Genomic DNA, 22,699 nt, shown 5'->3' on the forward strand with positions numbered 1-22,699 from the left:
GTACTCATCGGAGCCTTTCGTCCTCATATCGGGCCATGGTCTGAAGGCATTGCCTGAGCTGACGATACCGCCCTTCCAGCGGCCCCTCCGGTATTTCCACATCGACTGCCAGGGCAAGACCGTCGATCATCTCATCGTCCAGCTCCTCCCTCATCGATTCCAGGATCACAGCTTTGGACTCAAAGGTACGCGCCTCCAGGAAATCCAGGAATCTGGGGCTTACGCTCTCCGCCTCGTCCTGATGGCCCGCCGCCTGGGCTACCTCATCAGTCAGAGATTCCCACAGCTCATCCTCTTCCTTTTCCGCGCGCCCCGCTCTGGGTATCACGACGCTTTCCTGATCTGACAGCAGTTCCGCTTCTCCGTAGTCCTCCAGATCACAGATTCCGTCCTCTGGTTCAGTACCGCCGCCTTCCCTGTTCCCGGATTTCCACGTTTCCAGCCTGGATTCCCTTTCTTTTTCCCTTAAGATTTCCTGTCCCGCATCCCTGCGTCCGTTCTTGTCCGTTTCCTCCGGCGAAGTGACCAATTCAAATCTGTACTTCTGGGATACCTTGGGATATTTATCAGAATCCACTTCACTGACGAACATATCTAATGGCCTCGCAAATATACGGAAATCTCCGTACAGGGCCTGATAGACCACCAAAGTCTCTCCCGTTTCAGAGTGTTCCGCGATTGCCACGATCTGATACATCTTATTTTTAAAATGCCTGTAAAACTCTCCCGGTTTCGGTATTCTTTCTGCCATATCCGTTCTGTCTCCTCTCCTGACGGCTTCCGGAGGCTGTGCCCCGGAACTTTACCTGCTTTCCCATTTTACTCTAATCCTCCATCTCCGTCAATCAAAAGGTCCGTCCAGGCCTCGCTTGACATCCCGTCCGCCTGTTGCTATAGTGAATTTGTCAAATCCATGGATTATCCTGAAAGGAGCTGCCGATGAAGATCATGCGCCTCGACAAATTCCTGGCCGATTCCGGCCTTGGTACCCGCAGCCAGGTAAAACTGCTTATAAAAAAAGGACTTATTTCTATAAACGGTGAAACCGGAGGAAAGCCGGAGCAGAAGATCGACGCAGAACAAGACAGGATCTTCTGCCAGGATAAGCCTGTATCTTCTGTGTGTTCCTTCTATTATTATATGTTAAACAAACCAGCAGGCTATGTCTCCGCCACCGATGACAATACCGCACCTACCGTCCTCTCACTCCTAAAAGACGCTCCCGGCAAAAACCTTTTTCCCGCCGGCCGTCTGGACAAGGATACGACAGGACTTCTGCTCATCACCAACGACGGTCCTCTGGCCCACCGCCTTCTGTCTCCTAAAAATCATGTGGATAAAACATATTTTGTCCGGGTATCCGGTATCGTCACCTCAAGGGAGCTTCAGCTTTTGGAGGCCGGACTGGACATAGGTGAAGAATCTTTCACGCTTCCGGCCAGGGCCCGGCTTATCTCAGTCCTTTTTCCCCAAGAATCAGATGGTCCTGTCTCGGAGGTGGAGCTGACCATCCATGAAGGAAAATTTCATCAGGTAAAACGTATGTTCCAGGCTGTCGGCATGCCCGTGCTGTACTTAAAACGCCTTTCCATGGGCAGCCTGAAGCTGGATGCTTCTCTGGCCGAGGGAAGCTACCGCCCTCTCACACCGGAAGAAACAGCGGCGTTAAAAAAGGAGTGAACAGGCACAAGCCGTTCACTCTCTAATATCCGCCGCTTTATCGGCCCAAATTCATTTTGCAGTTCTCTTTTGATTCTATCCGAATCTCCACAAGGCAGTCCGCCATGTGCTGATAATCGATCTCTAACCGGTAATCAATCTTCACGGAAATGCGGTCCTCTTCTTCCCGTATATCCAGCCGGTTCGTTTCCAGACTCACAAACATCTTCCCATACGGCATATCGTAATAGGAAAAATCCTTCTTGTGTTCCTCAAAGACCATATGGACGCTGGAATCTCCGCTTTTGATTATCTCCGTCCCTCCGTCGTAGATCTTGATGATATTTTTCACAGTCTGGCCGCTCTCCTCTGAAATCTCGTCATAGATGACGTAATGCTTGCCATTTTTATAAAAATACTGGCCGGCAGTAATCACCTCGATCCTGTCCTGCTCCACAGCGCCTCCGGTCTGATCGCTCACCAGAAATATCAATACCTCTCTCTGCATGTATTCTCCCTCCCGGCCGCCCAGGCCGGTCTTTCTCTGTCAGTCAGCTTCATAACATTCCACATTCAGCTGCTGCACCTTTTCAATATCATACGGCAGGATGGAATTGGCAAAATCGCAGAATTTTTCCGCCGCATCGCTGACATAGAATTCATATTTTCTGCCAGCCTGCTCCACATTCTGACCGCATCGGAGTCCCTTGCTGTCCAGCAGGCTGCTGAGTTCCATGGCCGTCTCATACGCCGGATTCACCAGCGTGACTCCCTCTCCCGCCACTTTCCGAAAAATGGAGCGCAGAAGAGGATAGTGAGTGCATCCCAGAATCAGCGTATCAATGGATTTATATTCCAGATCCTTCATATAACGGCTGACCACTTCCTCCGTCACAGAATCGTGCAGCCATCCCTCTTCTACCAACGAGACGAGCAGCGGGCATGCCTTTCCATAAACCTGCACCTGCGGATTGTATTCTTTCAGCGCTTTCTCATACATTCCGCTCTCGATGGTACCTGTGGTGCCGATCACCCCGATTCTTCCGTTCCGGCTGACTTCGCTGGCTACCCGCGCTGCCGCATCTATCACGCCGATCACAGGAATATCCAGCCCATTCTTTATCTCCTCCAGCGCTTGAGCCGTGGCCGTATTACACGCTACCACAATAGCTTTCACCTGCTTAGTCTTCAAAAAACGGATAATCTGTTTGGAATACCTTATTACGGTCTCTTTGGATTTTGTTCCATAGGGAAGGCGGGCCGTATCGCCAAAATAGACCATGCGCTCATCCGGAATCTGGCGCATGATCTCCCTGGCCACCGTGAGCCCGCCCACGCCGGAATCAAACACTCCAATGGGTGCGTTGATACCCATTTATTTCTCCTTTCTGGAAAAAGCCATCTGGATCAGCTTCTCGATCAGCTGCGGCTTTGCAATCCCACGATTCTCCCAAAGCATAGGATACATACTGATGGACGTAAAGCCTGGAAGCGTATTAATCTCATTGAACACTACCTCGCCGGTGTCCTTCGTGACAAAGAAATCCACACGGGAAAGACCGAAACCGTCCACCGCCTTGAAGATCGCGACAGCGTCTCTCCTCAGCTCTTCCACGGTTCCAGCCGGCAGCTCCGGATCCATGACAGTCTTCGATTCTTCGTTGTGATACTTCGCTTCATAATCATAAAATTCTGCGGCAGCTAAAATCTCTCCCACACCGGAGGCCTTCACTTCGTTTCCTCCCAGCACGGCGCATTCTATCTCTCTGCCTTCAATAGTCTCTTCCACCAGGATCTTACGGTCGTGCTTCACCGCCTCCAAAAGGCCGTTTATCAGCATTTCCCGATTCTCCGCCTTGGAGACTCCCCTGGACGAACCCGCATTGCATGGTTTAATGAACACCGGATAAGGAACTGTCTCTTCTACTCTTTTCACCACTGCGTCCATATCCTGCAGGTCTTCTTTTCTGACAGCCGCATATTTAGCCTGGCGGATCCCCAGTGTATCCACGATGATCTTAGTATAGAGCTTATCCATAGAGACAGACGAAGCCAGAACTCCGCAGCCCACATAGGGAATCTGGGACAGCTCGAATATCCCCTGTACGGTTCCATCCTCTCCATAAAGGCCGTGCAGTACAGGGAAGATCACATCCACCTTCCGGCAGACGGCTTTCCCGTTTTCTATCAGCAGGACGCCGCTCATATCCGCGTCGGGCGACAGCACCGCCCGTGTCTTGCCCTTTACCCACGCACCGGATCGGATTTCCTCCGCTGATTCCGTATGAATCCATTTTCCGTCCTGAGTGATACCGATCAGTATGGTATTATATTTATCCGTATTAATATTCTCAATGACTGTTACCGCGGAAATGCAGGAAATTTCATGCTCCGATGACTGTCCCCCAAAAAGTACCGCCACTGTCTGTTTTATCATAGGAACTCCCTCTTTTCTTCTATATTCAAAAATGCCTTGGCGTCTTCACAACAGGTTAGCATCAGTGGACAGGGGAACATACGCCTCAAAGCGGGATAATCCGGGCATTTTCTGCGTTATCCTCAGTCGGCGTACATCCAGTACGCCTTCATCGTCTGCCTTGAGAATGACCGGATTCTCTCCGCTTGAGGTCGCAGAGTCAGGCAGAAATGAATTTTGCGCCCTGCAAGGCGCTTGAACGACGCGTACTGGATGTACGCGGAGTGAAAAGCAACACAGCAGGACGTAAAATTCACCCTGCCCTGACCGTATGTCCCCCTTGTCCACTGATGCTAAGGATCTTTCTTTCTCATTTTACCCTTCTTTTGCCATTTCTTCAACGCCTAATTGTAATAAATCCGGAAAAACGGGCAAGACTCCCAATAGAAGATTCTATTCATTACTTTATATTTTACATAAAGGAGCTGCAAATTATGAAAAAAGAACGACTGGCACTGACCTTTCTCCTGGCGCTTCTCTGCCTGGTATCCCTGGCCCTCTGGCTTTCGGCCTCCCGCTCTGTCCAGACGGTCCACGAAGATCTGTCTTCTCATATCCTTCGCTTTCACGTTTTGGCAAACAGTGATTCCGAGGAAGACCAGGCTCTCAAGCTCAAGGTAAAGGCATCTGTCCTGGAATACTTAGAAGAAGCCCTCCCGGAAAACGCCGGCCTGGAGGAGACCAAAACTTTTATAGAAAGCCATGAGGGGGAGATCCACAAGATCACCAGCAGTGTAATAAGCGAAGAGGGATACGACTACTCTGTATCTCTGTATCTGGAGCCCTGGTATTTTCCCACTAAATCTTATGGCGATCTGACCTTTCCCTGCGGTACTTATGAAGCGTTCCGGGTGGTAATCGGAGAAGGAAACGGAAAAAACTGGTGGTGTGTCCTCTATCCTTCTCTTTGTTTTGTGGACGCCACCTATGGCGTCGTGCCGGAGGATTCCAAGCAGGAATTAAAAGACGATCTGCGTCCGGATACCTATGCTTCTCTGGTGGACGAGGACGAAAAAAAAGCGGGAAATGAAAAACCCGAGATCTCCTTCCGGCTGGTGGAATTCTTATCTTCCTTATTCTAGGTGGATAAACCGCAGAAGCTGCGAAAAGAGTCCGGCTGCCCGGACTCTTTTCACTTCACTTCCCATTATTCCGTTATAATTCTCTCACCGCGTTTCTGCATGCGTAGAAATTTTCTGCCGGGGTTTTCATGGACGCACAACACCCCGGTGACAAGATCAGACCTCTCCTTCCCCCCAGTTCCACGGCTTCCTTTATATGTACCTTTATCTCACCCGGAGCCGCTTTCCCCAGCCACGACTCATTGATGCCTCCCATCAGACATTTGTCCGTGATCGTCCTCGCCTGTGCCAAATCCGGTGCCACCCACCGGTCATGCCAGTTTACACAGTTCACGGGATAGGAAGAGAGCAGCTTGAACATCGTATTTTCTCCATGAATATGAATGACATTAAAGAAAGTATCATCTTTTATGGAATTCAGTATCGGTACATCATATCTGGCTCCGAATTCCCGGTACTCTTCTTCCGTCATCAGATCATAGGAGGAACACTGGCTAGCGAAGAAAAATCCAGAAACCCCCGCGTTTACATTCTCTTTCACGAAATTGATCGATGTTCTCATGATGGCATCCAGCGCATGGTGGAGCAAGGCGGGCTCTTCTTTCATATCGGTAAAGATTCTGTCGCCCGCCAGCTTTCTCGCTATCGTGAGGGGACTGAAAATAGTCTGAAGAAAAGGAATCTCAATTCCTTTTTTCTTCTGCTGTTTGGCGATCTGCATGGCAGCCGCCAGTGTCTTTCCATGACAGCCGTAACACCCCGGCAGTTCTTTCAGTTCTCCCCATTCCTCCACGCTCTCGATATCATATTTCCGCTCAAAGACCGCCTGAGTCGGTGTGCAGTAATAAGTACAGCTCAGTCCATAGTCGACTGCCTGGTAGTTACCGAATGGCATCATCTTGATAAAATCCAGCCCATAATCCTCAGCCATGTGGATCTGGGTCTCCGCAAGAGCCACCGCATCCTGATCCACATGAGGGAGATGATACCACATCCCAAGCGGTATCCGGTCCACCTCTTCTTTTGCCAAAGCCGCCATAATCCTTTCTTTTCTTGTCATCTTCTCTTACCCCCTGTATAGTTTTAACATTTCTCCTGCATGATGCCGACGATCACCCCGTCCGCCGATACCATGCCCTGTACCGATACCTTTGCCATATTCATAATGGACTGTTCCGGTGAATCCGAAAGAATACCGTTGTCTCCCGGTATATGTACCTTGGAAAGAGCCATATTGGAAGCGTCCGCAGCGGCATCCACCGCCACTGCAAGCTTATAGGCGCATCCCAGCTTCGCTCCGTCGCAGAGCATTCCAGTCAGACCCGATATCATATTGAGGATAGAAGCCTCAATCTGATGGTCCGTCCCCTTTCTTAGGAAAGTAAGCCCCGCCGCACACCCCACCCCGGCTGCTACCCCGCAGCCGCAGATAGGAGACAGAGCCCCCAAATAGGATTTCACAAATATCGTCACCATATGACTGAATGCCACAGCCCTTCTGATCTCATCGTCACTGTATCCCAGTTCTCTGCCAAATATATGAATGGGAATGACCGCTGTCAGTCCATGATTTCCGCTCCCGGCGCTGCTCATGACCGGAAGCGGCCATCCAGTCATTCTGGCTTCCGATGCGGCGGCGGTATAAGCCTTCGCTTTCCCTTCTGCCGTCCCGTTTGCCTTGCTGAGGACATACTGTCCGATGCCCACACCCACATCATTTTTAATTCCCGCCTCTGCCATGCGCATATTCATATCGATGCCGTCCTGTATGAACGCAAATTTGTCGGATGGGATAATTTTGGCCAGCCGAATCATCTCCCGTATGGAATATTCTTTGATCTGCTGCTGCAGTGATGGAGCCAAAGGAGTCTCATCCATGTCGGAAATGGACAGCATCCTGTCAAACAGCACAGTTCCGTCTTTTTCTTCACGGGCGATATTGGTGTGGTTTTTATAAATCGTAACCTTCGATGAGTGAGCGGCGCTCTCTGCTTCAGCCGTAATCTCCAGACAAGTCGCTTCTGGATTATACTTCACAGTTACCGTCCCATCCTGCAGCATCTTCTTTGCGGTTTCAATCGCCGTTTCATCCACATCCTTCAGCACTTCAAGTCCGTATTCCGATTTTCCACATGCCATGGAAAGCGCCGCTGCGAAACCGTTCCCACGCTCTTTTGTCCCCGGAATCCCCACACCCAGGCCATTTTTCAATACATTCTTGTCCACATTCACGATCATCCTGACAGCCCGTTCACCAAGAAGCTCTTTCGCCCGAGCTACAGCCAGCGCGACCGCTCCAGGCTCCGTGCATCCCAGCGCCGGCGTCACCTGGTTTTTCAGGATTTCAATAATCTTCTCTTCTTTCTCCATCTCACCTTTTCCCTTTCACAGATTCGTTCAGGCATATAAGCCATTTACATTTCTTCCCATATTTTCCAATTTATGTGTATCGGTTAACAAAGCAATTAATAAAAAAACGATATATCATCGTTTTTTTATCTCATCTTCACACCGTTTACCACCTGGAGAACTGTTTCATCCTGCCCTCATGCTTCTTTTTTCAACAATGTAGAGGCGCGGACAGATAGGGTACACGGCACTTCTACTGTTTCCACCGGTTTATCATTGTCTTTGATCCTGTCCACCATAAGCCTTGCACACTGACGCCCCATTTCCTTTGAGTCTATCCGGATCGTGGTTACCGCCGGATACAGAATCCCGGCCCAGCTGACATCTTCTTCCCATCCCCAGTCATCCGGCCCGCAGATTCCCATATCGCCGGGAATCGAAAGACCCTCTCTCTGCAGACAGTTGAACATACGGAACGTAGTCATGGTATTGACACATATGATGGCCGGTTTTTCTCCCAGCTTCACTGAAGCCCGGAACTTTCTCAGCTGGGATATAGCTCCCGGCACATCGCTGATATGAATCGTATAGATATCCTCTTTATTCACATATCCGTATACTTTTTCCATGGCCTTAAAATACGCATCTATTTTTTTGAAACGTGAGGAATTGTTGTGCCAGTCCTGCGTGAAAATGACCGGACGGGTAAATTCCTGGGACTTTAGATGTTTCACCAGAGCCAACATGGAATCATAGGGCTCAAAGGTCGCTATGTCAAGCTTATAATCCCTGATATAGCGGTCGCACAGCACGATCGGAAGTCCCTTCACCGCATACTCCATCAAGTACTTGCTGTCATACGAAGCAGTATTTATGATGAGCCCGTCTACTCCTTTGGCGACCAGTGTGGCAACTACGTCTTTTTCACTCTCTTCCTTATTGTTGCTGTCCATGAACAAAGCCGTATATCCATGCCGCTTAAGCTCCGCGCCGCAGGAAGATATGATAGAAGAAGACCACGGACTCTCAATATCTGAAATGACCACTCCGATCATTCTGGTCTTATGGCTCTTTAATGCCCTGGCGTATTCACTGGGACTGTAATCGCTGAGCTCAATCACTGTTTTTATCCGCTCTGCTGTCTTTTCACTCATCAAGTCCAATCTGCCGTTTAAATAACGGGAAACTGTGGTCTTAGACACTCCCACGGCATTCGCAATTTCATTAATCGTCACTTTCGACCCATTTTTCGCCATACCGCCTCCTATTCCAGGTTGTTCAATGTTGTTTACTGGTTTCATAGTGTCTGACAAGAACACTTTTTCTGCAATCAAAAGAAAATCGATGTTGGTTATCTCTTCTTAAAAAGTATCTTAACATATAACTGATAGAAATTCAACTCTTTTCCAACGGCAATTTCGCACAAAACCGCCCTGGTTATCTCGTCATTTTCGACAAATCCAAAATTGTACCCACGATTGATATGGACTTTTCTGATTTTCAATGATATACTAAAAAAAACGATGCATGGACTAATGCATTATTTTTATCAGATTTTACGAAATCGATACACATACGAATTATTAAGGAGGATTTTACATGAACCAGGAAAAAATGGCCGAACTCAAAAAAATTCTTTACTCCGGCATCCTATGTGATGTGCTCGACGGCATGGGATATCGCAACCAGTCAATCGGAATGGAAATCCGGCCTCTTATGGAAGATACCGTGATTTTCGGCCCTGCTTTCACCAGCATAGGCACCGAGGTTTATTCCATGCCGGAAAACCCTCTGATTGCCCAGTGTAAAGTGGTCGACCAGATAAAAGAAGGGGAGATCTACATTTTAAAAACACGCGGAGAATATAATTGCGCTGTATTCGGAGAGCTTTTTGCCACCGCCGTTCAAAAAAGAGGAGGGGCCGGCGTCCTTCTGGACGGTCTGGCCCGTGATCTGAAGGAATTGAAAAAGATGCAGTTTCCTCTTTTTTACCGCGGGACAAGTCCCAAGACCTCAAAAGGAAGATGTGAGATCAATGAATGTCAGATTCCGGTAGAAATAGGAGGTGTAAACATCCGCCCCGGAGATTATATTTTCGGCGATGCAGACGGCATCGTGGTGATACCGGCGGAGGTCTCAGAGGAAGTATTTGAAAAATCCATTGAGACCATTGAAAAAGAAAACATGGTACGGGATGGACTCATAAACGGCCAGTCCCTGGAACATGTCTATACAGAAATCGGCGCCATATGACCGCCGTTTGCTACATACCTATTTTACCTTTATTCACAGGAAAAGGGCCGCTGCATTCGCAGCGGCCCTTTTCCATTTGCAGGCAGTCAGCATACCGTCTATATTCATTCTCTAAGCAGCTCCACATTTTCTTCTATCCATCTAGTCTCATATACGGCATCAGCGCCTCCGTCCACCCGGATATCAGCCGCGGTGGTAAAACCAAAGGCATCGGAACAGAGCAGAACAATGGGCGCTCCCACCTCTCTGGCATCTCCCGGCCTTTTGATCAAATATTCCGTAAAAAAGTTCTGAAAATCCTCTGTCCCTTCTTCTGGCACGACGGGCCTGGAAAGCTCTGTGAGCACAAGGCCCGGAGAAACTGAATTGACTCGGATATGAAACGGCGAAAGCTCGGCTGCGAACGCCGTAGTCAGCTTTTCCAGCGCTGCTTTTGTACAGCCGTAAAGCGTCCTTCCGGCGGCCACTCTGTGGGCAGCCATAGAGGAAACATTTACAATGGCTCCTCCTCTCTCATTTCTTTTCATATACTGTGCCGCCGCATTGCATCCTATAAAAGCGCTTTTGAAATTGACGGCTACCGCCCCGTCAAATTCCTCCATCGTCACTTTATTTAAGGGCTTACGAAGACTTCCTCCCGCCACATTCACCCAATAGTCTATGGTACCAAAGCGTTCGGCCGCGCAGCGGGCGAATTCATTTACCGCATTCTCGTCGGTGGCATCCACTGATTCCATCATGACATCTGTATAGCCCATACCTTCCAGCGCCGCCTCAGCCTCCATAAGCTTTCGGGTATTTCTGGAAAACAATGCAACTCTGCACCCCTCCTCAAGAAAACATACTGCTGCTGCGAATCCTATCCCCGTACTTCCCCCGGCCACCACGGCCACCTTATCCTTCATATGCAGATCCATATACTCCCCTCCGATTCCTCATCCTGTCACAGAAATCTCCTGTTTTGATCACCGCTGGACCCTGCCGGAGCCGTCTCCCTCTGCGAGCTTCCTGACTTCTTCGATGGAAACCATATTAAAGTCTCCTTCCACCGTATGTTTCAGGCAAGATGCCGCCACGGCGAATTCCAGAGTATCCTGCGTCTCCTTCCCATTCAGAAAAGAATAGATCAGGCCGGCTCCAAAGCTGTCTCCTCCTCCGACCCGGTCAACAATATGTACCGGATAGCTTTTGGAAAAGTAATGACGGCTGCCGTCATACAGCATAGCAGCCCAGATGTTGTCACTGGCTGACAGGGATGTCCTGAGGGTGATCGCTACCATATCAAATCCATATGTCCCAGCCAGCTGCTCCGCCACCGCTTTATAGCCTTCATGATTCAGCTTTCCTCCCTCAATATCTGTCGCAGGCGCAGAGATTCCAAATACATCCTTCGCGTCTTCCTCATTTGCGATGCACACGTCGATATACCCGGCCAGCTTTGTCATGGTCTCCTTCGCCTGATCACGGCTCCAGAGTTTTTTCCGGTAATTCAGGTCACAGCTGACCTTCAATCCCTTCTTTTTGGCGATTTTACAGGCCTCCTCACAGATGAGCGGAAGCTCCCCTCCCAGGGCAGGCGTGATTCCTGTGAAATGGAACCATTCCGCTCCGTCAAAAATAGCCTCCCAGTCAAATTCTTCTGCTTTCGCTAGGGCGGCCGCAGAATTTGACCGATCATAGATCACCTTCGACGCACGCTGGGCAGCCCCCTTTTCCAAATAATAAATTCCGACCCGATCTCCTCCACGCACGATTTTTTCTGTCCCCACTCCAAATCTGCGAAGACTGTTCACGGCTCCCTGTCCGATCTCATGGGCCGGCAGCTTCGTCACATAATCCACATCCACTCCGAAATTAGCAAGAGATACTGCCACGTTGGCTTCTCCTCCCCCGTAAAGAGCCTGATACTGATCGCTCTGCAAAAATCGGTAATATCCGAGAGGCTCCAGCCTGAGCATGATCTCGCCAAAGGTCACTACTTTTCCCATTTATTATTCCTCCTTATTTATTCACCAGCTGAAGCACAAACCCCCCCAGCTGTTCCTCCAGATTCACAACTTTCAGTTTTCCTTCATCACTGTATTTTCTGGAAGATTCAACAAATCGTACTCCTCTTTCCGAAAAGTACGCACAGGCCCTGTCAAGGTTATTCACAGCCATACAAATATGGCCTTTTTCTCCGCACGTCTCTGATTTCATCATTTCAAAAGCTTTCCCGGCAAACACGGATGAATTTCCAGCTTTTACTTCCAGCCCGAACAAGTCTGCGGCCCTCCGCGCCCTTTGGAAAGCCTGTCCTTCATCGGTGCAGTTGATTCCCACATGCCTCAGTTCGAATCCCAGCATATTCATCACTGTGTTTCTCGTCAGCCTCTCGATCTCATCAAAACGACGTTCACGGATCAAATCTTCTTTTACCATCCAGGTACCGCCGCACGCCAGGATTTTGTCATAAGAAAGATATTCATTCATATTTCTGTCATTCACGCCTCCCGTGGGCATAAACCGCACCTTCGTGTAAGGCGCGCAGAGCGACCGGATCATCGGAAGGCCTCCGCTCGGCTCTGCCGGGAAAAATTTGAGATCCGAGATTCCCAGTTCCAGCGCCGCCTCTATGGACGCGGGATCACTGCATCCAGGAAAGACCGGTATCCCATGCTCCACGCAATAACCGGCGGTTGTCGGATTAAAACCCGGAGTCACTATGAACCTGGCGCCTGCGGCGACTGCCCGTTCAATTTGTCCGACTGTCAGCACAGTCCCCGCACCCACCAGCATATCCTTACATTCCTGGCTTATGTTCCGAATCGCCTGTTCCGCGGCATCGGTGCGGAACGTCACCTCGATACATTTGAGGCCCCCCGCCATCAGCGCATTGGCCAGCGGCACTGCCAGGCCGGCATCCTCAAGCTTCACCACCGGCACGATCCCATATTCATAAATTCTCTGAGAAATACTTTTCATTTTATTTATCCCCCTAGGCAGTTATCTGTCCATTCTTTCTTTCAATTTCGAATAACATTCCAGCGCGTTATCATACAGAATCATCCTTGCAAACTCAAGCGCCCGTTTTTCCCTTATAAATCCTTCCTCCGCAAGCTGTGTCAGGACCCGTGCCAAAACCTTCCGAAAATAACCGTGCCCGAACCATGCAAGTTCCGGAAACATCACGCCGTCGGAGCCATACATCAGTTTATTCATCGGAGTCCTTTCCATCAGCGCGCGCAGCCGGTTCACACCGTTGACCGTACATAGGTAAAAAGTCCCGGAGCAGTCTGTGTATACATTGGAAAATTGAGCTGTGAGGAAACTGGCATCTTCTTCGTGAGGATGTCCCCCGTGGAGAAGCACGATCTTCGCCCGGTTGAACACCCTGGAATCCCGAAGAAAGTCCGTCAGGCCCACCGGATCAAAGCTTTTAAAATCCAGTGTCCCTCCGCCGGCCCCTGTATGTATCTGGAGCGGGATGCCATGCTTCACAGCCGCCTCCACACCCAGCATGAGCGTAAACGTATAAAGGCATTTTTCATCTTTCCCGGTTCCCGCTCCCGACACAATATGCTCGTACGCCTCCTCGGCTTTTTTTTCGTCTGCCAGCTGTATATTCAGTCCTCCATAGTAAGCAACTGAGGATTTAAGCCCCACCGCTGCCTCTTTTATAATCCTGTCATCCAGGTCCGCCGTCAGTTTTTCCGTGAATTCCCGGTATGATAGCTTTTTATCCAGCAGTTCATCCACGGAACGTTCAATCCTGATGATGACGCTGCGTTTTCCCTTTGGAACAGATTCATAGAAGTAAGCGGCTTCTTCTCCGGTAAATGCCCTTCCCCGCAGGGGGCTCCCCGTTTCAAAGCAGCTCATTGCCACATTCCCCTCTGAAAACAGCTCCCGCATATATTTCTTTGGCTCTGACGTATATCTCCGGAAACGTTCCGCCTCCACTTCAGCATCCGACGTATCCTCAGGCATTCCAAAACGTTCTCGAAGCGCCTGAATCACCATTTCATATAGAATCGTCTGTCTGGAGTTTCTGTCCTGTCCCGGCCCGTCGATATAGCCGCCGGCAATCTTCCCGAACTCCGGCTCCCTGTCCGGATGGACACGGTGGACATGAGTATCGATCAATGGCATGTCTTTTAAAGCCTCATACATCTTATTCTCCTTTCCGGTGTCCTCAATAATCTCCGAGATACGCCCGTTTTACTTCGTCATTCACAAGCAGCTCCTTTCCTGAACCGGTCAGGGTTATCTTTCCGTTTTCCAGAACATACCCCCTGTCAGCGATGGAGAGGGCCATGGACGCATTCTGTTCGATCAGGAGCACGGTCTTTCCGTTGTTCCGTATCCGGCATATCATATTAAAGATCTCTTCCACGATTATAGGCGCAAGGCCGAGAGACGGCTCATCCAGCATGATCATTTTGGGATCCATCATAAGCCCTCTGGCAATCGCCAGCATCTGCTGCTCCCCTCCGGACAGACTACCGCCCGCCTGATTCTGCCGCTCTTTAAGGCGTGGGAACATTTCATACTGCTGTTCCAGAAGCTCCTTAATTCTTTCCTTCGTCAGCTTTGGATTCCCGAGAGTACCTGTCATCAGATTTTCATATACCGTCAGGGAGGGAAAAACCTTCCGCCCTTCCGGCACATGCGCCAATCCAAGCTTTACAATCTTCTCCGGCGCCATTTTTGTGACGTCCTTCCCGTCAAAGGCGATTCTCCCTTCGGCCTTTTCCACAAGACCGGAGATCGACATCAATGTCGTTGTTTTTCCCGCTCCATTTCCGCCGATCAGCGTGATGATCTCATTCTTTCCAACCTCCATGCTGATACCGTGCAGAGCCTGGATATATCCATAGTTAACAGATATGTTCGTCAATTCAAGCATGGTTCAGCACCTCCCCGCCGATCATTCCGGAACCAAAATAGGCCGCCTGGACCTCCGGGTCCTTTTTCACCACTTCCGGCGTCCCCTCGCAGATCTTCTTCCCGAAATTTAAGACCAGGATATTATGGCAGCAGTTCATGACAAATTTCATATCATGCTCTATCAGCAATATGGTCTGTCCATTCCGGTTGAGCTCCTGGACAAATTTACGAAGGTCCACCGTTTCCATTGGGTTCATCCCCGCAGCCGGCTCATCCAGAAGCAGGATCTCCGGATCGGTGGCAAGAGCTCTGGCGATCTCCACCCGTCTCTGGATACCGTAGGGGAGACTCCCCGCCATAGTATACGCATATTTTGTCAGCCCCGCCTTTTCAATTGTCTCCAAGCTTTTTCTGGTCACATATTCCTCGTCTCTTTTATATCTTCCGGTATGGAATATCGCATCAAATATGCCGGATTTCGTGCCCTTGTGACATCCTATTTTGACGTTCTCCAGCACTGTCATGAACTTAAACAGCTGCATGGACTGAAAGGTCCTCGTGATTCCCAGCCGGCTGATCGTTTCTGGCCTCATATTTGAGATATCCCTGCCGCAAAGATAAACTCTTCCCTTTGTCGGCTTATAAATCCCGGAACAAACATTAAAGAATGTCGTTTTTCCGGCGCCGTTCGGTCCGATTATCCCGAAGATCTGGCCGGAGTTCACAGTCATGCTCACATTCTCTACTGCCTTAAGGCCCCCGAAATATCTGCAGACTCCCTCTGTCCTTAATACCTCACCCATTACGCACTCTCCTTTGCCGCCTTCTTTGACTTGGATTTCATCTTTATCCTGCCTCCTGCGAGGATGCTGTCGGACGCGCCGACAAGTCCCTGGGGCCGGAGCCACATCATTATGATGATCAGTAAGGCATACGTGACAAATCTCCAGGTTCCCACCGGTCTCAGTATCTCAGTCAGGAAATTGACAAGCGCGGATCCGACAATAGGCCCCGCCAGGGTTCCCTGTCCGCCGATGATGACCATTGACAGGATATTGAAGCCCTCATCCAGGCTGAATACTGTGGAATCAATATACTGAAGGTACGGTGCATATGCCGCTCCGCAGATTCCTGCCCAAAATGCTCCATACATAAAATTGCTGGCTTTGTAATAAGAAGTCTGCACGCTGAGAGCCTTCGCCGCCAGCTCGTCCTCCCGAATCGACATCCAGGCGCGGCCGGCGCGGGACCTTATGACCCGTGAACTGATAAACAAAAAGATGACCGCTAAGATCAGGAACAAGTAATAGAATTTCATCGGAGAATCCACCAGAAATCCCCCTGCCGAGGGCCTGGGAATGTCCTTAATTCCAAAGGATCCTCCGGTCAGACTCTCCCAGTTCAGCGCCACAATACGAATCACCTCAGACGCCCCCATGGTGATAATGGAGAGATAAATCCCTTTCAGCCGGAGAGTCGGTATGGAAACGATCAAGCCGACAAGCATCGCCATAATTCCCCCAAGGGGGAGCAGGATCCAGAACGAGATACCAAATCTGGTGGACAATATTGCCATAGTGTACGCTCCGATACAGAAAAAGCCGGCTTGTCCGATACAGGTCTGTCCGCTGTATCCGTTTATCATATTCAGAGAACCAGCCAGAGTACAGTACATCAGAATTCGGCACATGATACGGATCGTCGATTTCTTAAAACCCAAAAACGGCAGTATCAGCAGCAGAACTACAATAACTGCCAAAAAGAGCACTTTGTGTTCTCCATAAACCTTCTTAACAGCATTGATCAGCGTATTCATCACGGCCTGGCTCCTTTCTTCACAGAGAATCCGTGGGGTCTTATGATCAGTACGAGGATGAGAAAGCAGAATGCAAACGCATCCCGGAAGCTGGCGCTGGAGAAGGTGATCCCAAGATTTTCAATCACACCGATGCAGAGTCCGCCCAGCGCCGAAAACCGGACGTCTGTCATCCCGCCCAGTACCGACGATGAGAAAGCCTTCATACTCATAGTGCTTCCCATTGTGGCATAGCAGGTCTGATAATAAATGGCCATCAGCATACCGGCCACGCCTCCGATTCCACACCCGATACAGTTTCCGATCATAGCCGTCTTCTTAACGCTGATACCCACCAAGTACGCTGCGCTTTTATCCTGGCTGACGGCTCTAAGGGCCATTCCTGCCCGAGTCCTGTTAAAATAAACGGTCAGCAGCACCGCCAAAGCCAGTACGATCACAACGATCGCCACCTGGATCATGCTGATCCGCACCGGGCCAATCTTAAAGACCCTGTTTTCAATGATGTTCAAGACCGGCTTTTTGTTGGCTCCAAAGCAGATCTGAGCCAGATTCTGTACCAGCATGCTGAAGCCCACTGTACAGATAAGAGATATATGCCTCGGCGCATTAAAAAAGTGCTCGTAGCAGATTTTATAGACCAGCATGCCCAGAATCCAGGACGCGGCAAACGCTCCAAGAAGTCCGAGTACTATGTGGCTGCCTGCATACTGAAAAATATAGAAAGAAGCAAAGGCCCCTATCATCATCACTTCACCATGAGTAAAAGTCACCATGCCGGTAACGCCGACTACCACCGAGTAACCAATTGCCATCAATGCATAAATGGCGCCCTGGCATACACCATTGATCAACTGGTTAAGTATGTATTCCATTCTGTTCCTCCCTCCGGACGAAACCACTTCCAATAAAGACAATGTCCTGCACAACAGTCATGAAGCGCAAGACATTGCAGATTTATTTAAAACATGGGTTTCCCTTTATGTAAGCTCCTCACTCTTCGGCATAGTCATAGCCGCATCTCACTACGTATTCTCCTTCGGATACTTCACAGATCAGATAAGAGCGGGAGATATCACCGACCTCACTGAATTTGATCGGTCCGGTCAGATAGGTGTCATCCGTCTTTGCCAGGCTTCCCCGTATGCCATCGCGTGTAATATCATCGCCCAGCCTGGCAATCGCATCCGCCAGTACATAGATGCTGTCGTAAGCATATCCTGCCATGACTGTAGGCTGAAATTTTGCGCGTTCTGCAAATTCCTGCGCAAACGCCCAGGCTTGCGGGTCTTCTTCAGAATAGAATACGGAAGCCGTTGTCAGGACACCTTCGCTGTTGTCAGCACAGAGTTCTATGATCTGCTGCGAAGTACTGGGGCCGACCATGACGATCTGGCAGTCCCAGCCGTAGCCGCGAATCTGATTGATCAGATTGGAGGTACTCGACTGGTCAATGATCACGACACAATCAGGTTCGGAAGCTTCCGCTTTTGTGATCAGAGAAGAAAAGTCGCTCTCCCCTTCCGCATATGCTTCGTCAAATACGACGTTCAGCCCCGCGTCCTTACTTGCTTCCGCAAAATAATCCCGGGTAGAAACGCCCCAGTCTGTATTCATGGAAAAAATGGCGATATTCTTGGCGCCCACATATTTTCCGACGATATATTCAGCGGCGTATATGCCTTCACCGTCAGTGCGCCCCGCAATCTGGAAGCAGTAATCACTCATGGGAGCAAAATCCACATTGGATGCAGTGGGAGAAAAAAGTACAATGCCCGCCTCATCGCAGATGGGAGCAGCAGCCATGGCACATCCCGATGAGAAATCACCGAGAACCGCCGCGTACTTATCATTCTCGGCAAAGGAAGCCGCCAAATCTGCCGATTCGTTCTGTTCTCCTTTGGAATCCGCAAAATCCAGAACCAATTCACGGCCGTTTATCCCGCCCGCCGCATTGATTTCTTCCATCGCCATTGTCATGGCGACTTCATATGTTTTGCCATACTCGGCCATAGTACCGGTCAATGGTGCCAGAACCCCTACGTAGATGGGTTCTTCGGAAGCGCCATCGGCTTTTTTCGTTTCTTTAGAAGGCGTTTCTGTTTCTTCCGTCTTCTCTTCACTTCTGTTCTTCGTCTCCGCCTTTCCTCCAGAACAGGCCGTAAGGCTAAATACCATAACCACTGCCAACAATACTGCGATAATTCTTTTCATCTTCTTCCTCCTTTATGTTTTATTATTTCAAGGATTTTCCAATCCTTTACTTCCAAATATAGGGTATGTTACCGTTTTCATTTATTGGTGAAAAATAGAAGACAATCTTCTTTGGCATTTTCTCAAGACTTTAGTTCATTACATTCAATATAGCATTTTTAGAAACCGATTTCAATAGCAATTTGAGATTCGTACATTACGACAATTTAGCCTTAATGTTTTTGTATGTTTTGCACAAACATTGACATTATTCCCTCTATTTATGATGTTTTTTGTCAAATTATACGCTTTTTATTTATTACTTTTTATTTCTTTATACCTCTCTGCATTCTTCAAAAAGAATTAATTATTTAATTTACGCAACCGTTTTCATTTTGATTTTCAAAAAACCTTTTTTCCGCATATCCCTTTAATACCCCCTCCCAGTAACCTATTCCTTCCACATTTCCATATTATGGAAACGATAAACATATGTGGGCTGCAATGATGCTATTTGGACGCAATCAAAAACGGCGCCGTCCAACGACAGCACCGTCTTTTCTTCTCATTATCACATTTATTTTTTCTGACTGTCCAGCATTTCCTGCAGAGCCTCGTCACTTTCCTCTATCCAGATATCCTCTTCTTCTGCGTTTAAACCCAGATATTCCCGCAGCGTCCGCATATCATCGCTGTTGTTCCAGCGGCTGATATATCTGTCTATCTCTTCAAATTCGATTTCTCCGGCCAGATACCGTTCTTTAAATGTCATCTCTCCTGCTCCTTAATACTCCTGGCGACCGTCACTTCCTGTTTGTTTATGTGATTCCTGATCGTCCGCCTGGTCAGGTCCACGTCCCGGCCTGACAATGCCCGCATGATATCCTGATGTTCCTGAACAAGAATCTTCCTCTGTGACCTGTCCTTTATATGCTCTATCCTGTAACGGTACATCTGTTCTCTCAAATGATTCACCATCTGCACGAGACGCTCATTATCCGTCGCCTGATAGATCAGGGAATGAAACTCTTCATCTGCCTGAGCGATCACTGTGATGTCATCACTGCTTATCACTGCCGCAAACTTATGGTTGGCCTGCTCCAGAAGCCGGAATCCTTCCTCGGTCATCCTTTCACAAGCCAGCTCTCCGGCCAGCTCTTCCAAGGCGCGGCGTACCTCTAAGACATCTCTGAGATTCTTTCCGGAAATGTGCGCCACCTCAGCGCCTTTCCTCGGGACCATGACGACCAGCCCTTCCAGCTCCAGCTTCCGAATAGCTTCCCTGACCGGTGTACGGCTGACCCCCATCCTCTCCGCCAGCTGTATCTCCATCAGCCTCTGACCAGGTGTCAGCTCTCCCCTCAGAATCGCGCGCCGCAGCGTATTGAACACTACATCACGCAGTGGAAGATATTCATTTTCGTTCACTTTCCAACCGTCCATCTGACACCTCCGCCTTTATTCTTTGCTGTTGTAGGGTTTTACTGTATATGCCTGCTTCGCGAGTCCCTCTCTCCGAAGCATCCGGCAGGTTCTGTCTGCCGTTTCTTTTTTATCAAAGATTCCGAATACAGTCGGTCCGCTCCCGCTCATCAGAGCCATTCTGGCGCCCGCATCCATCATGATATCCTTGAGCTTCTGTACCTGGGGATATGCCGGTATCGTCACCGTCTCCAGTACATTTCCCATACAAGCCGCCACTCCACTCAGATTGTTTTTTTCCAGCGCCTTTATCATACCGTCCAGATCCGGATGAAAGGGGAGGATGTCCGCTTTCAGATTTCCGTATACAAATCGTGTAGATACGCTGACCGGCGGCTTAGCCAGAAGTATAAAACAATCCGGCATGGGAGGCAGGCGCCGCAGTTTCTCTCCAATCCCCTCTGCCAGGGCGGTCCCTCTCATGACACAGTAAGGAACGTCTGCTCCAAGGTTTACTCCGCGCTCCATAAGAGCTTTTCTAGAGAGGCCCAGGTGAAACAACTTATTGACTCCGACCAATACCGCCGCTGCGTCGCTGCTGCCTCCGCCCATCCCAGCCGCCACAGGTATTCTCTTATGGAGTCCAATGGACAGCCCTTCTTTCACTCCGAATTCCTTCATTAACATGTCCGCGGCCCGATAGACCAGGTTGTCTTCCCCCGTGGGGAGAAAATAGAGATTCGTCGTCACATGGATTCCCGGTTCTTTCTTCCGTTCCAGCTTCAGGCTGTCATATAGGCCTACCGTCTGCATGACCATCTTGACCTCATGATATCCGTCAGACCGTTTTCCCACCACATCGAGCCCCAGGTTGATCTTTCCATACGCCCGAAGGCTTATCTGATCGCTCATGATCTTCTCCATCGTATTTTGTATACATAGTATACACAATTTTCTTTAATAATACAATTCTTCTGTCTTATCTTTTTTTAAAATACGCGATTTTTCACTGTTTTACAGATGATTTCGCGGCACTTTCCTTTTCTTTTTCTTTTCTGAGTTTTTGAAACCTTCCTCTAAGGCCATGATCCTGCGGAAGTTGGCGTTCCTTCGGTCTGATGCCCTTCGCTGCCTCGTTTCTTCTGTTCACATATTCCTGAACATAGGCTAAATACACCATCACAGAATTCGTTACAGCTCTTTCATCAATATTGAACTTCTCATGGTGATTGGGATAAGCTCTGCCCATTTCTTCATTTCCCGCGCCAATAAAAGCGAACGCACCCGGAATCCGCTGCTGGTATACGGAAAAGTCCTCCCCCAGCATCATCTTCGGAACCTCAATGAACGCATCCTCCTTAAAGACCTTCTGCGCCCCTGAAAACACGATTTCCGCCACGTCCGGATCATTGTCCACGGCTGGGTGAGCAGATAAAATATATTCCACATCGGCCGTAGCATGATAAGTGGCCGCCGTCCCCATGGCCACACGCTTCACGGCATTCTCTATCCGTTTTCCCTCCGCCCGGGAAAAGGTGCGGACAGTCCCCTCCATGACAGCGGAGCCGGCCACCACATTCCGCACCGTCCCGCAAACCATATGTCCAATGTTCACAACCGCCGCATCGATCGGATTCGTCTCCCTGCTGACGATCTGCTGCAGGTTCATGATAGTCGCCGCCGCTGCCACAGTCGCATCTACGCATTGCTGCGGTTTCCCCGCATGGCCCTGACGGCCTTTGATCGTAATCTTAAAAAGATCGGACTCCGCCATGCGGGGCCCCGGCTCTATGTTAATATATCCGACCGGGATATCCGCGAACACATGCAGCCCGAAAATCTGCTCCACATGATCCATATATCCGGCATCCATCATCATCTTTGCGCCCTTGCAGACTTCTTCCCCCGGCTGAAACACCAGCTTGATCGTACAGTTCAGCTCTTCCTCATGAGTCTTAAGGATCCTGGCCGCTCCCAGGAGCGCCGCCGTATGAGCGTCATGACCGCAGGCATGCATGACTCCTGGTGTGCAGGATTTATAGCCCACATCCGTCTTTTCATCCACCTTGAGAGCGTCCATATCTGCCCGCAGGGCGATCACCGGCTCTCCATGCCCGAGAATGCCTATCACTCCCGTTCCCGCCGTCTCAATGAAGGGGATGTCCATTTCCTCCAACTCCGTCTTGATGCGTTTTGACGTTTCCCATTCTTCCAGGGAAAGCTCCGGATTCTGATGGAAATGTTTTCTCAGATTCACAACATAGTTGCGGATCTGTTCCGTTTCCTGCCTGATTTCTATATTCATCCGGCGCCTCCTTCCATATCATTATTTATCGTATATATATCAGTATAAAATTGTATATGAGGAAAAACAATCTTTTTTTGATGGAAATATTGACAATTCAGCATATCAAGCTATAATGTAATTATACAGAACAAAGGCGTGCTCGTATAAGAGGCATGCTTTATTTTTTTGTATAATAGCGGCATTGACCGCCAGCATTTTGTTTTCCCTCACATTAAAATATTTTATGACATGGAGAGCCGCTCTGGAATATCCGGAGCGGTTCTTCATGTTCA

23 protein-coding genes are annotated in these 22,699 nt (G+C 49.3%); 3 read left to right on the forward strand and 20 right to left on the reverse strand.

Annotation, left to right across the window (positions count from 1 at the left end):
- Nucleotides 1–4: 4 nt before the first annotated feature.
- A complete protein-coding gene (locus LQE92_RS05030) occupies nucleotides 5–751 on the reverse strand; it encodes a DUF1653 domain-containing protein (RefSeq protein ID WP_231061911.1) in 747 nt (248 codons plus the stop codon).
- Nucleotides 752–939: 188 nt separating this feature from the next.
- Here LQE92_RS05030 and LQE92_RS05035 point away from each other — a divergent pair, with 188 nt between their 5' ends.
- Nucleotides 940–1,680, forward strand: a complete 741-nt coding sequence (locus tag LQE92_RS05035) for a pseudouridine synthase (protein WP_231061912.1) — start codon at nucleotides 940–942, stop codon at nucleotides 1,678–1,680.
- 37 nt (nucleotides 1,681–1,717) lie between these two features.
- On the opposite strand, the gene LQE92_RS05040 is transcribed toward LQE92_RS05035, so the two are convergent.
- Genes LQE92_RS05040 through LQE92_RS05050 form a run of 3 tightly spaced genes read right to left on the reverse strand, consistent with a single transcriptional unit; the run spans nucleotide 1,718 to nucleotide 4,096 of the window.
- Nucleotides 1,718–2,167, reverse strand: a complete 450-nt coding sequence (locus LQE92_RS05040) for a DUF1934 domain-containing protein (RefSeq protein ID WP_147596030.1) — start codon at nucleotides 2,165–2,167, stop codon at nucleotides 1,718–1,720.
- Between the two features lie 39 nt (nucleotides 2,168–2,206).
- Nucleotides 2,207–3,034, reverse strand: a complete 828-nt coding sequence (murI, locus tag LQE92_RS05045) for a glutamate racemase (protein WP_231061913.1) — start codon at nucleotides 3,032–3,034, stop codon at nucleotides 2,207–2,209.
- On the reverse strand, nucleotides 3,035–4,096 hold the full coding sequence (locus LQE92_RS05050; protein ID WP_231061914.1) for a D-alanine--D-alanine ligase family protein: 1,062 nt from the start codon (nucleotides 4,094–4,096) through the stop codon (nucleotides 3,035–3,037).
- A gap of 473 nt (nucleotides 4,097–4,569) precedes the next feature.
- Between LQE92_RS05050 and spoIIR the strand changes: the two genes are divergently transcribed.
- On the forward strand, nucleotides 4,570–5,217 hold the full coding sequence (gene spoIIR, locus LQE92_RS05055) for a stage II sporulation protein R (RefSeq protein WP_231061915.1): 648 nt from the start codon (nucleotides 4,570–4,572) through the stop codon (nucleotides 5,215–5,217).
- Between the two features lie 73 nt (nucleotides 5,218–5,290).
- On the opposite strand, the gene LQE92_RS05060 is transcribed toward spoIIR, so the two are convergent.
- From LQE92_RS05060 to LQE92_RS05070, 3 genes are all read right to left on the reverse strand, one after another.
- The gene (locus LQE92_RS05060) at nucleotides 5,291–6,277 is read right to left on the reverse strand and encodes a uroporphyrinogen decarboxylase family protein (RefSeq protein ID WP_231061916.1); all 987 of its coding nucleotides are present in this window, start codon (nucleotides 6,275–6,277) and stop codon (nucleotides 5,291–5,293) included.
- Nucleotides 6,278–6,300: 23 nt separating this feature from the next.
- The gene (locus LQE92_RS05065; protein ID WP_231061917.1) at nucleotides 6,301–7,587 is read right to left on the reverse strand and encodes an L-cysteine desulfidase family protein; all 1,287 of its coding nucleotides are present in this window, start codon (nucleotides 7,585–7,587) and stop codon (nucleotides 6,301–6,303) included.
- Nucleotides 7,588–7,763: 176 nt separating this feature from the next.
- Nucleotides 7,764–8,822, reverse strand: a complete 1,059-nt coding sequence (locus LQE92_RS05070) for a LacI family DNA-binding transcriptional regulator (RefSeq protein ID WP_231061918.1) — start codon at nucleotides 8,820–8,822, stop codon at nucleotides 7,764–7,766.
- Between the two features lie 343 nt (nucleotides 8,823–9,165).
- Here LQE92_RS05070 and LQE92_RS05075 point away from each other — a divergent pair, with 343 nt between their 5' ends.
- Nucleotides 9,166–9,819 (forward strand): RraA family protein, encoded by a 654-nt coding sequence (locus LQE92_RS05075; protein ID WP_231061919.1) that lies wholly within the window; start codon nucleotides 9,166–9,168, stop codon nucleotides 9,817–9,819.
- Between the two features lie 104 nt (nucleotides 9,820–9,923).
- Here LQE92_RS05075 and LQE92_RS05080 read toward each other — a convergent pair whose 3' ends face one another.
- The 13 genes from LQE92_RS05080 to LQE92_RS05140 form a co-directional block, all read right to left on the reverse strand.
- Nucleotides 9,924–10,736, reverse strand: a complete 813-nt coding sequence (locus LQE92_RS05080) for an SDR family NAD(P)-dependent oxidoreductase (RefSeq protein WP_231061920.1) — start codon at nucleotides 10,734–10,736, stop codon at nucleotides 9,924–9,926.
- A gap of 48 nt (nucleotides 10,737–10,784) precedes the next feature.
- Entirely contained in the window at nucleotides 10,785–11,807 is a 1,023-nt protein-coding gene (locus LQE92_RS05085) for a sugar kinase (protein ID WP_231061921.1), read from the reverse strand.
- 13 nt (nucleotides 11,808–11,820) lie between these two features.
- Nucleotides 11,821–12,783 carry a bifunctional 4-hydroxy-2-oxoglutarate aldolase/2-dehydro-3-deoxy-phosphogluconate aldolase gene (gene eda / locus LQE92_RS05090; RefSeq protein ID WP_231061922.1) on the reverse strand — a complete coding sequence of 321 codons (963 nt, stop codon included), beginning with the start codon at nucleotides 12,781–12,783 and terminating at the stop codon, nucleotides 11,821–11,823.
- A 21-nt stretch (nucleotides 12,784–12,804) separates the two neighbouring features.
- Nucleotides 12,805–13,971, reverse strand: a complete 1,167-nt coding sequence (locus LQE92_RS05095) for an amidohydrolase family protein (protein ID WP_231061923.1) — start codon at nucleotides 13,969–13,971, stop codon at nucleotides 12,805–12,807.
- Nucleotides 13,972–13,993: 22 nt separating this feature from the next.
- Nucleotides 13,994–14,707, reverse strand: a complete 714-nt coding sequence (locus tag LQE92_RS05100; RefSeq protein ID WP_231061924.1) for an ABC transporter ATP-binding protein — start codon at nucleotides 14,705–14,707, stop codon at nucleotides 13,994–13,996.
- A complete protein-coding gene (locus LQE92_RS05105; protein ID WP_231061925.1) occupies nucleotides 14,700–15,491 on the reverse strand; it encodes an ABC transporter ATP-binding protein in 792 nt (263 codons plus the stop codon). The genes LQE92_RS05100 and LQE92_RS05105 overlap by 8 nt, the downstream gene beginning before the upstream one ends.
- Nucleotides 15,491–16,504: a branched-chain amino acid ABC transporter permease gene (locus LQE92_RS05110; RefSeq protein ID WP_231061926.1), complete on the reverse strand. Its 1,014-nt coding sequence runs from the start codon at nucleotides 16,502–16,504 to the stop codon at nucleotides 15,491–15,493. The genes LQE92_RS05105 and LQE92_RS05110 overlap by 1 nt, the downstream gene beginning before the upstream one ends.
- The gene (locus tag LQE92_RS05115; protein WP_231061927.1) at nucleotides 16,504–17,379 is read right to left on the reverse strand and encodes a branched-chain amino acid ABC transporter permease; all 876 of its coding nucleotides are present in this window, start codon (nucleotides 17,377–17,379) and stop codon (nucleotides 16,504–16,506) included. The genes LQE92_RS05110 and LQE92_RS05115 overlap by 1 nt, the downstream gene beginning before the upstream one ends.
- A gap of 118 nt (nucleotides 17,380–17,497) precedes the next feature.
- Nucleotides 17,498–18,718 carry an ABC transporter substrate-binding protein gene (locus tag LQE92_RS05120; protein WP_231061928.1) on the reverse strand — a complete coding sequence of 407 codons (1,221 nt, stop codon included), beginning with the start codon at nucleotides 18,716–18,718 and terminating at the stop codon, nucleotides 17,498–17,500.
- 556 nt (nucleotides 18,719–19,274) lie between these two features.
- Nucleotides 19,275–19,469: a hypothetical protein gene (locus LQE92_RS05125; protein WP_231061929.1), complete on the reverse strand. Its 195-nt coding sequence runs from the start codon at nucleotides 19,467–19,469 to the stop codon at nucleotides 19,275–19,277.
- The gene (locus LQE92_RS05130; RefSeq protein WP_231061930.1) at nucleotides 19,466–20,140 is read right to left on the reverse strand and encodes a GntR family transcriptional regulator; all 675 of its coding nucleotides are present in this window, start codon (nucleotides 20,138–20,140) and stop codon (nucleotides 19,466–19,468) included. Before LQE92_RS05130 ends, LQE92_RS05125 begins: the two co-directional genes overlap by 4 nt.
- Nucleotides 20,141–20,155: 15 nt before the next feature.
- Nucleotides 20,156–21,031: a 4-(cytidine 5'-diphospho)-2-C-methyl-D-erythritol kinase gene (gene ispE, locus LQE92_RS05135; RefSeq protein WP_231061931.1), complete on the reverse strand. Its 876-nt coding sequence runs from the start codon at nucleotides 21,029–21,031 to the stop codon at nucleotides 20,156–20,158.
- Nucleotides 21,032–21,125: 94 nt separating this feature from the next.
- The gene (locus LQE92_RS05140) at nucleotides 21,126–22,424 is read right to left on the reverse strand and encodes an amidohydrolase (protein ID WP_231061932.1); all 1,299 of its coding nucleotides are present in this window, start codon (nucleotides 22,422–22,424) and stop codon (nucleotides 21,126–21,128) included.
- Nucleotides 22,425–22,699: the final 275 nt, after the last annotated feature.

Source organism: Lientehia hominis (assembly GCF_021044755.1).
GTDB classification, from domain to species: Bacteria; Bacillota; Clostridia; order Lachnospirales; family Lachnospiraceae; genus Lientehia; species Lientehia hominis.

What these genes read in the sequence shown, in the direction of transcription:
- LQE92_RS05110 (WP_231061926.1), bottom strand. Translation starts at nt 16,504, where the DNA reads ATGAATACGCTGATCAATGCTGTTAAGAAGGTTTATGGAGAACACAAA.
- LQE92_RS05140 (WP_231061932.1), bottom strand. Translation starts at nt 22,424, where the DNA reads ATGAATATAGAAATCAGGCAGGAAACGGAACAGATCCGCAACTATGTT.
- LQE92_RS05040 (WP_147596030.1), bottom strand. Translation starts at nt 2,167, where the DNA reads ATGCAGAGAGAGGTATTGATATTTCTGGTGAGCGATCAGACCGGAGGC.
- LQE92_RS05070 (WP_231061918.1), bottom strand. Translation starts at nt 8,822, where the DNA reads ATGGCGAAAAATGGGTCGAAAGTGACGATTAATGAAATTGCGAATGCC.
- LQE92_RS05130 (WP_231061930.1), bottom strand. Translation starts at nt 20,140, where the DNA reads ATGGACGGTTGGAAAGTGAACGAAAATGAATATCTTCCACTGCGTGAT.
- LQE92_RS05035 (WP_231061912.1), top strand. Translation starts at nt 940, where the DNA reads ATGAAGATCATGCGCCTCGACAAATTCCTGGCCGATTCCGGCCTTGGT.
- eda (WP_231061922.1), bottom strand. Translation starts at nt 12,783, where the DNA reads ATGAAAAGTATTTCTCAGAGAATTTATGAATATGGGATCGTGCCGGTG.
- spoIIR (WP_231061915.1), top strand. Translation starts at nt 4,570, where the DNA reads ATGAAAAAAGAACGACTGGCACTGACCTTTCTCCTGGCGCTTCTCTGC.
- LQE92_RS05100 (WP_231061924.1), bottom strand. Translation starts at nt 14,707, where the DNA reads ATGCTTGAATTGACGAACATATCTGTTAACTATGGATATATCCAGGCT.
- LQE92_RS05080 (WP_231061920.1), bottom strand. Translation starts at nt 10,736, where the DNA reads ATGGATCTGCATATGAAGGATAAGGTGGCCGTGGTGGCCGGGGGAAGT.
- LQE92_RS05105 (WP_231061925.1), bottom strand. Translation starts at nt 15,491, where the DNA reads ATGGGTGAGGTATTAAGGACAGAGGGAGTCTGCAGATATTTCGGGGGC.
- murI (WP_231061913.1), bottom strand. Translation starts at nt 3,034, where the DNA reads ATGGGTATCAACGCACCCATTGGAGTGTTTGATTCCGGCGTGGGCGGG.
- ispE (WP_231061931.1), bottom strand. Translation starts at nt 21,031, where the DNA reads ATGAGCGATCAGATAAGCCTTCGGGCGTATGGAAAGATCAACCTGGGG.
- LQE92_RS05125 (WP_231061929.1), bottom strand. Translation starts at nt 19,469, where the DNA reads ATGACATTTAAAGAACGGTATCTGGCCGGAGAAATCGAATTTGAAGAG.
- LQE92_RS05115 (WP_231061927.1), bottom strand. Translation starts at nt 17,379, where the DNA reads ATGGAATACATACTTAACCAGTTGATCAATGGTGTATGCCAGGGCGCC.
- LQE92_RS05065 (WP_231061917.1), bottom strand. Translation starts at nt 7,587, where the DNA reads ATGGAGAAAGAAGAGAAGATTATTGAAATCCTGAAAAACCAGGTGACG.
- LQE92_RS05095 (WP_231061923.1), bottom strand. Translation starts at nt 13,971, where the DNA reads ATGTATGAGGCTTTAAAAGACATGCCATTGATCGATACTCATGTCCAC.
- LQE92_RS05120 (WP_231061928.1), bottom strand. Translation starts at nt 18,718, where the DNA reads ATGAAAAGAATTATCGCAGTATTGTTGGCAGTGGTTATGGTATTTAGC.
- LQE92_RS05085 (WP_231061921.1), bottom strand. Translation starts at nt 11,807, where the DNA reads ATGGGAAAAGTAGTGACCTTTGGCGAGATCATGCTCAGGCTGGAGCCT.
- LQE92_RS05075 (WP_231061919.1), top strand. Translation starts at nt 9,166, where the DNA reads ATGAACCAGGAAAAAATGGCCGAACTCAAAAAAATTCTTTACTCCGGC.
- LQE92_RS05030 (WP_231061911.1), bottom strand. Translation starts at nt 751, where the DNA reads ATGGCAGAAAGAATACCGAAACCGGGAGAGTTTTACAGGCATTTTAAA.
- LQE92_RS05050 (WP_231061914.1), bottom strand. Translation starts at nt 4,096, where the DNA reads ATGATAAAACAGACAGTGGCGGTACTTTTTGGGGGACAGTCATCGGAG.
- LQE92_RS05060 (WP_231061916.1), bottom strand. Translation starts at nt 6,277, where the DNA reads ATGACAAGAAAAGAAAGGATTATGGCGGCTTTGGCAAAAGAAGAGGTG.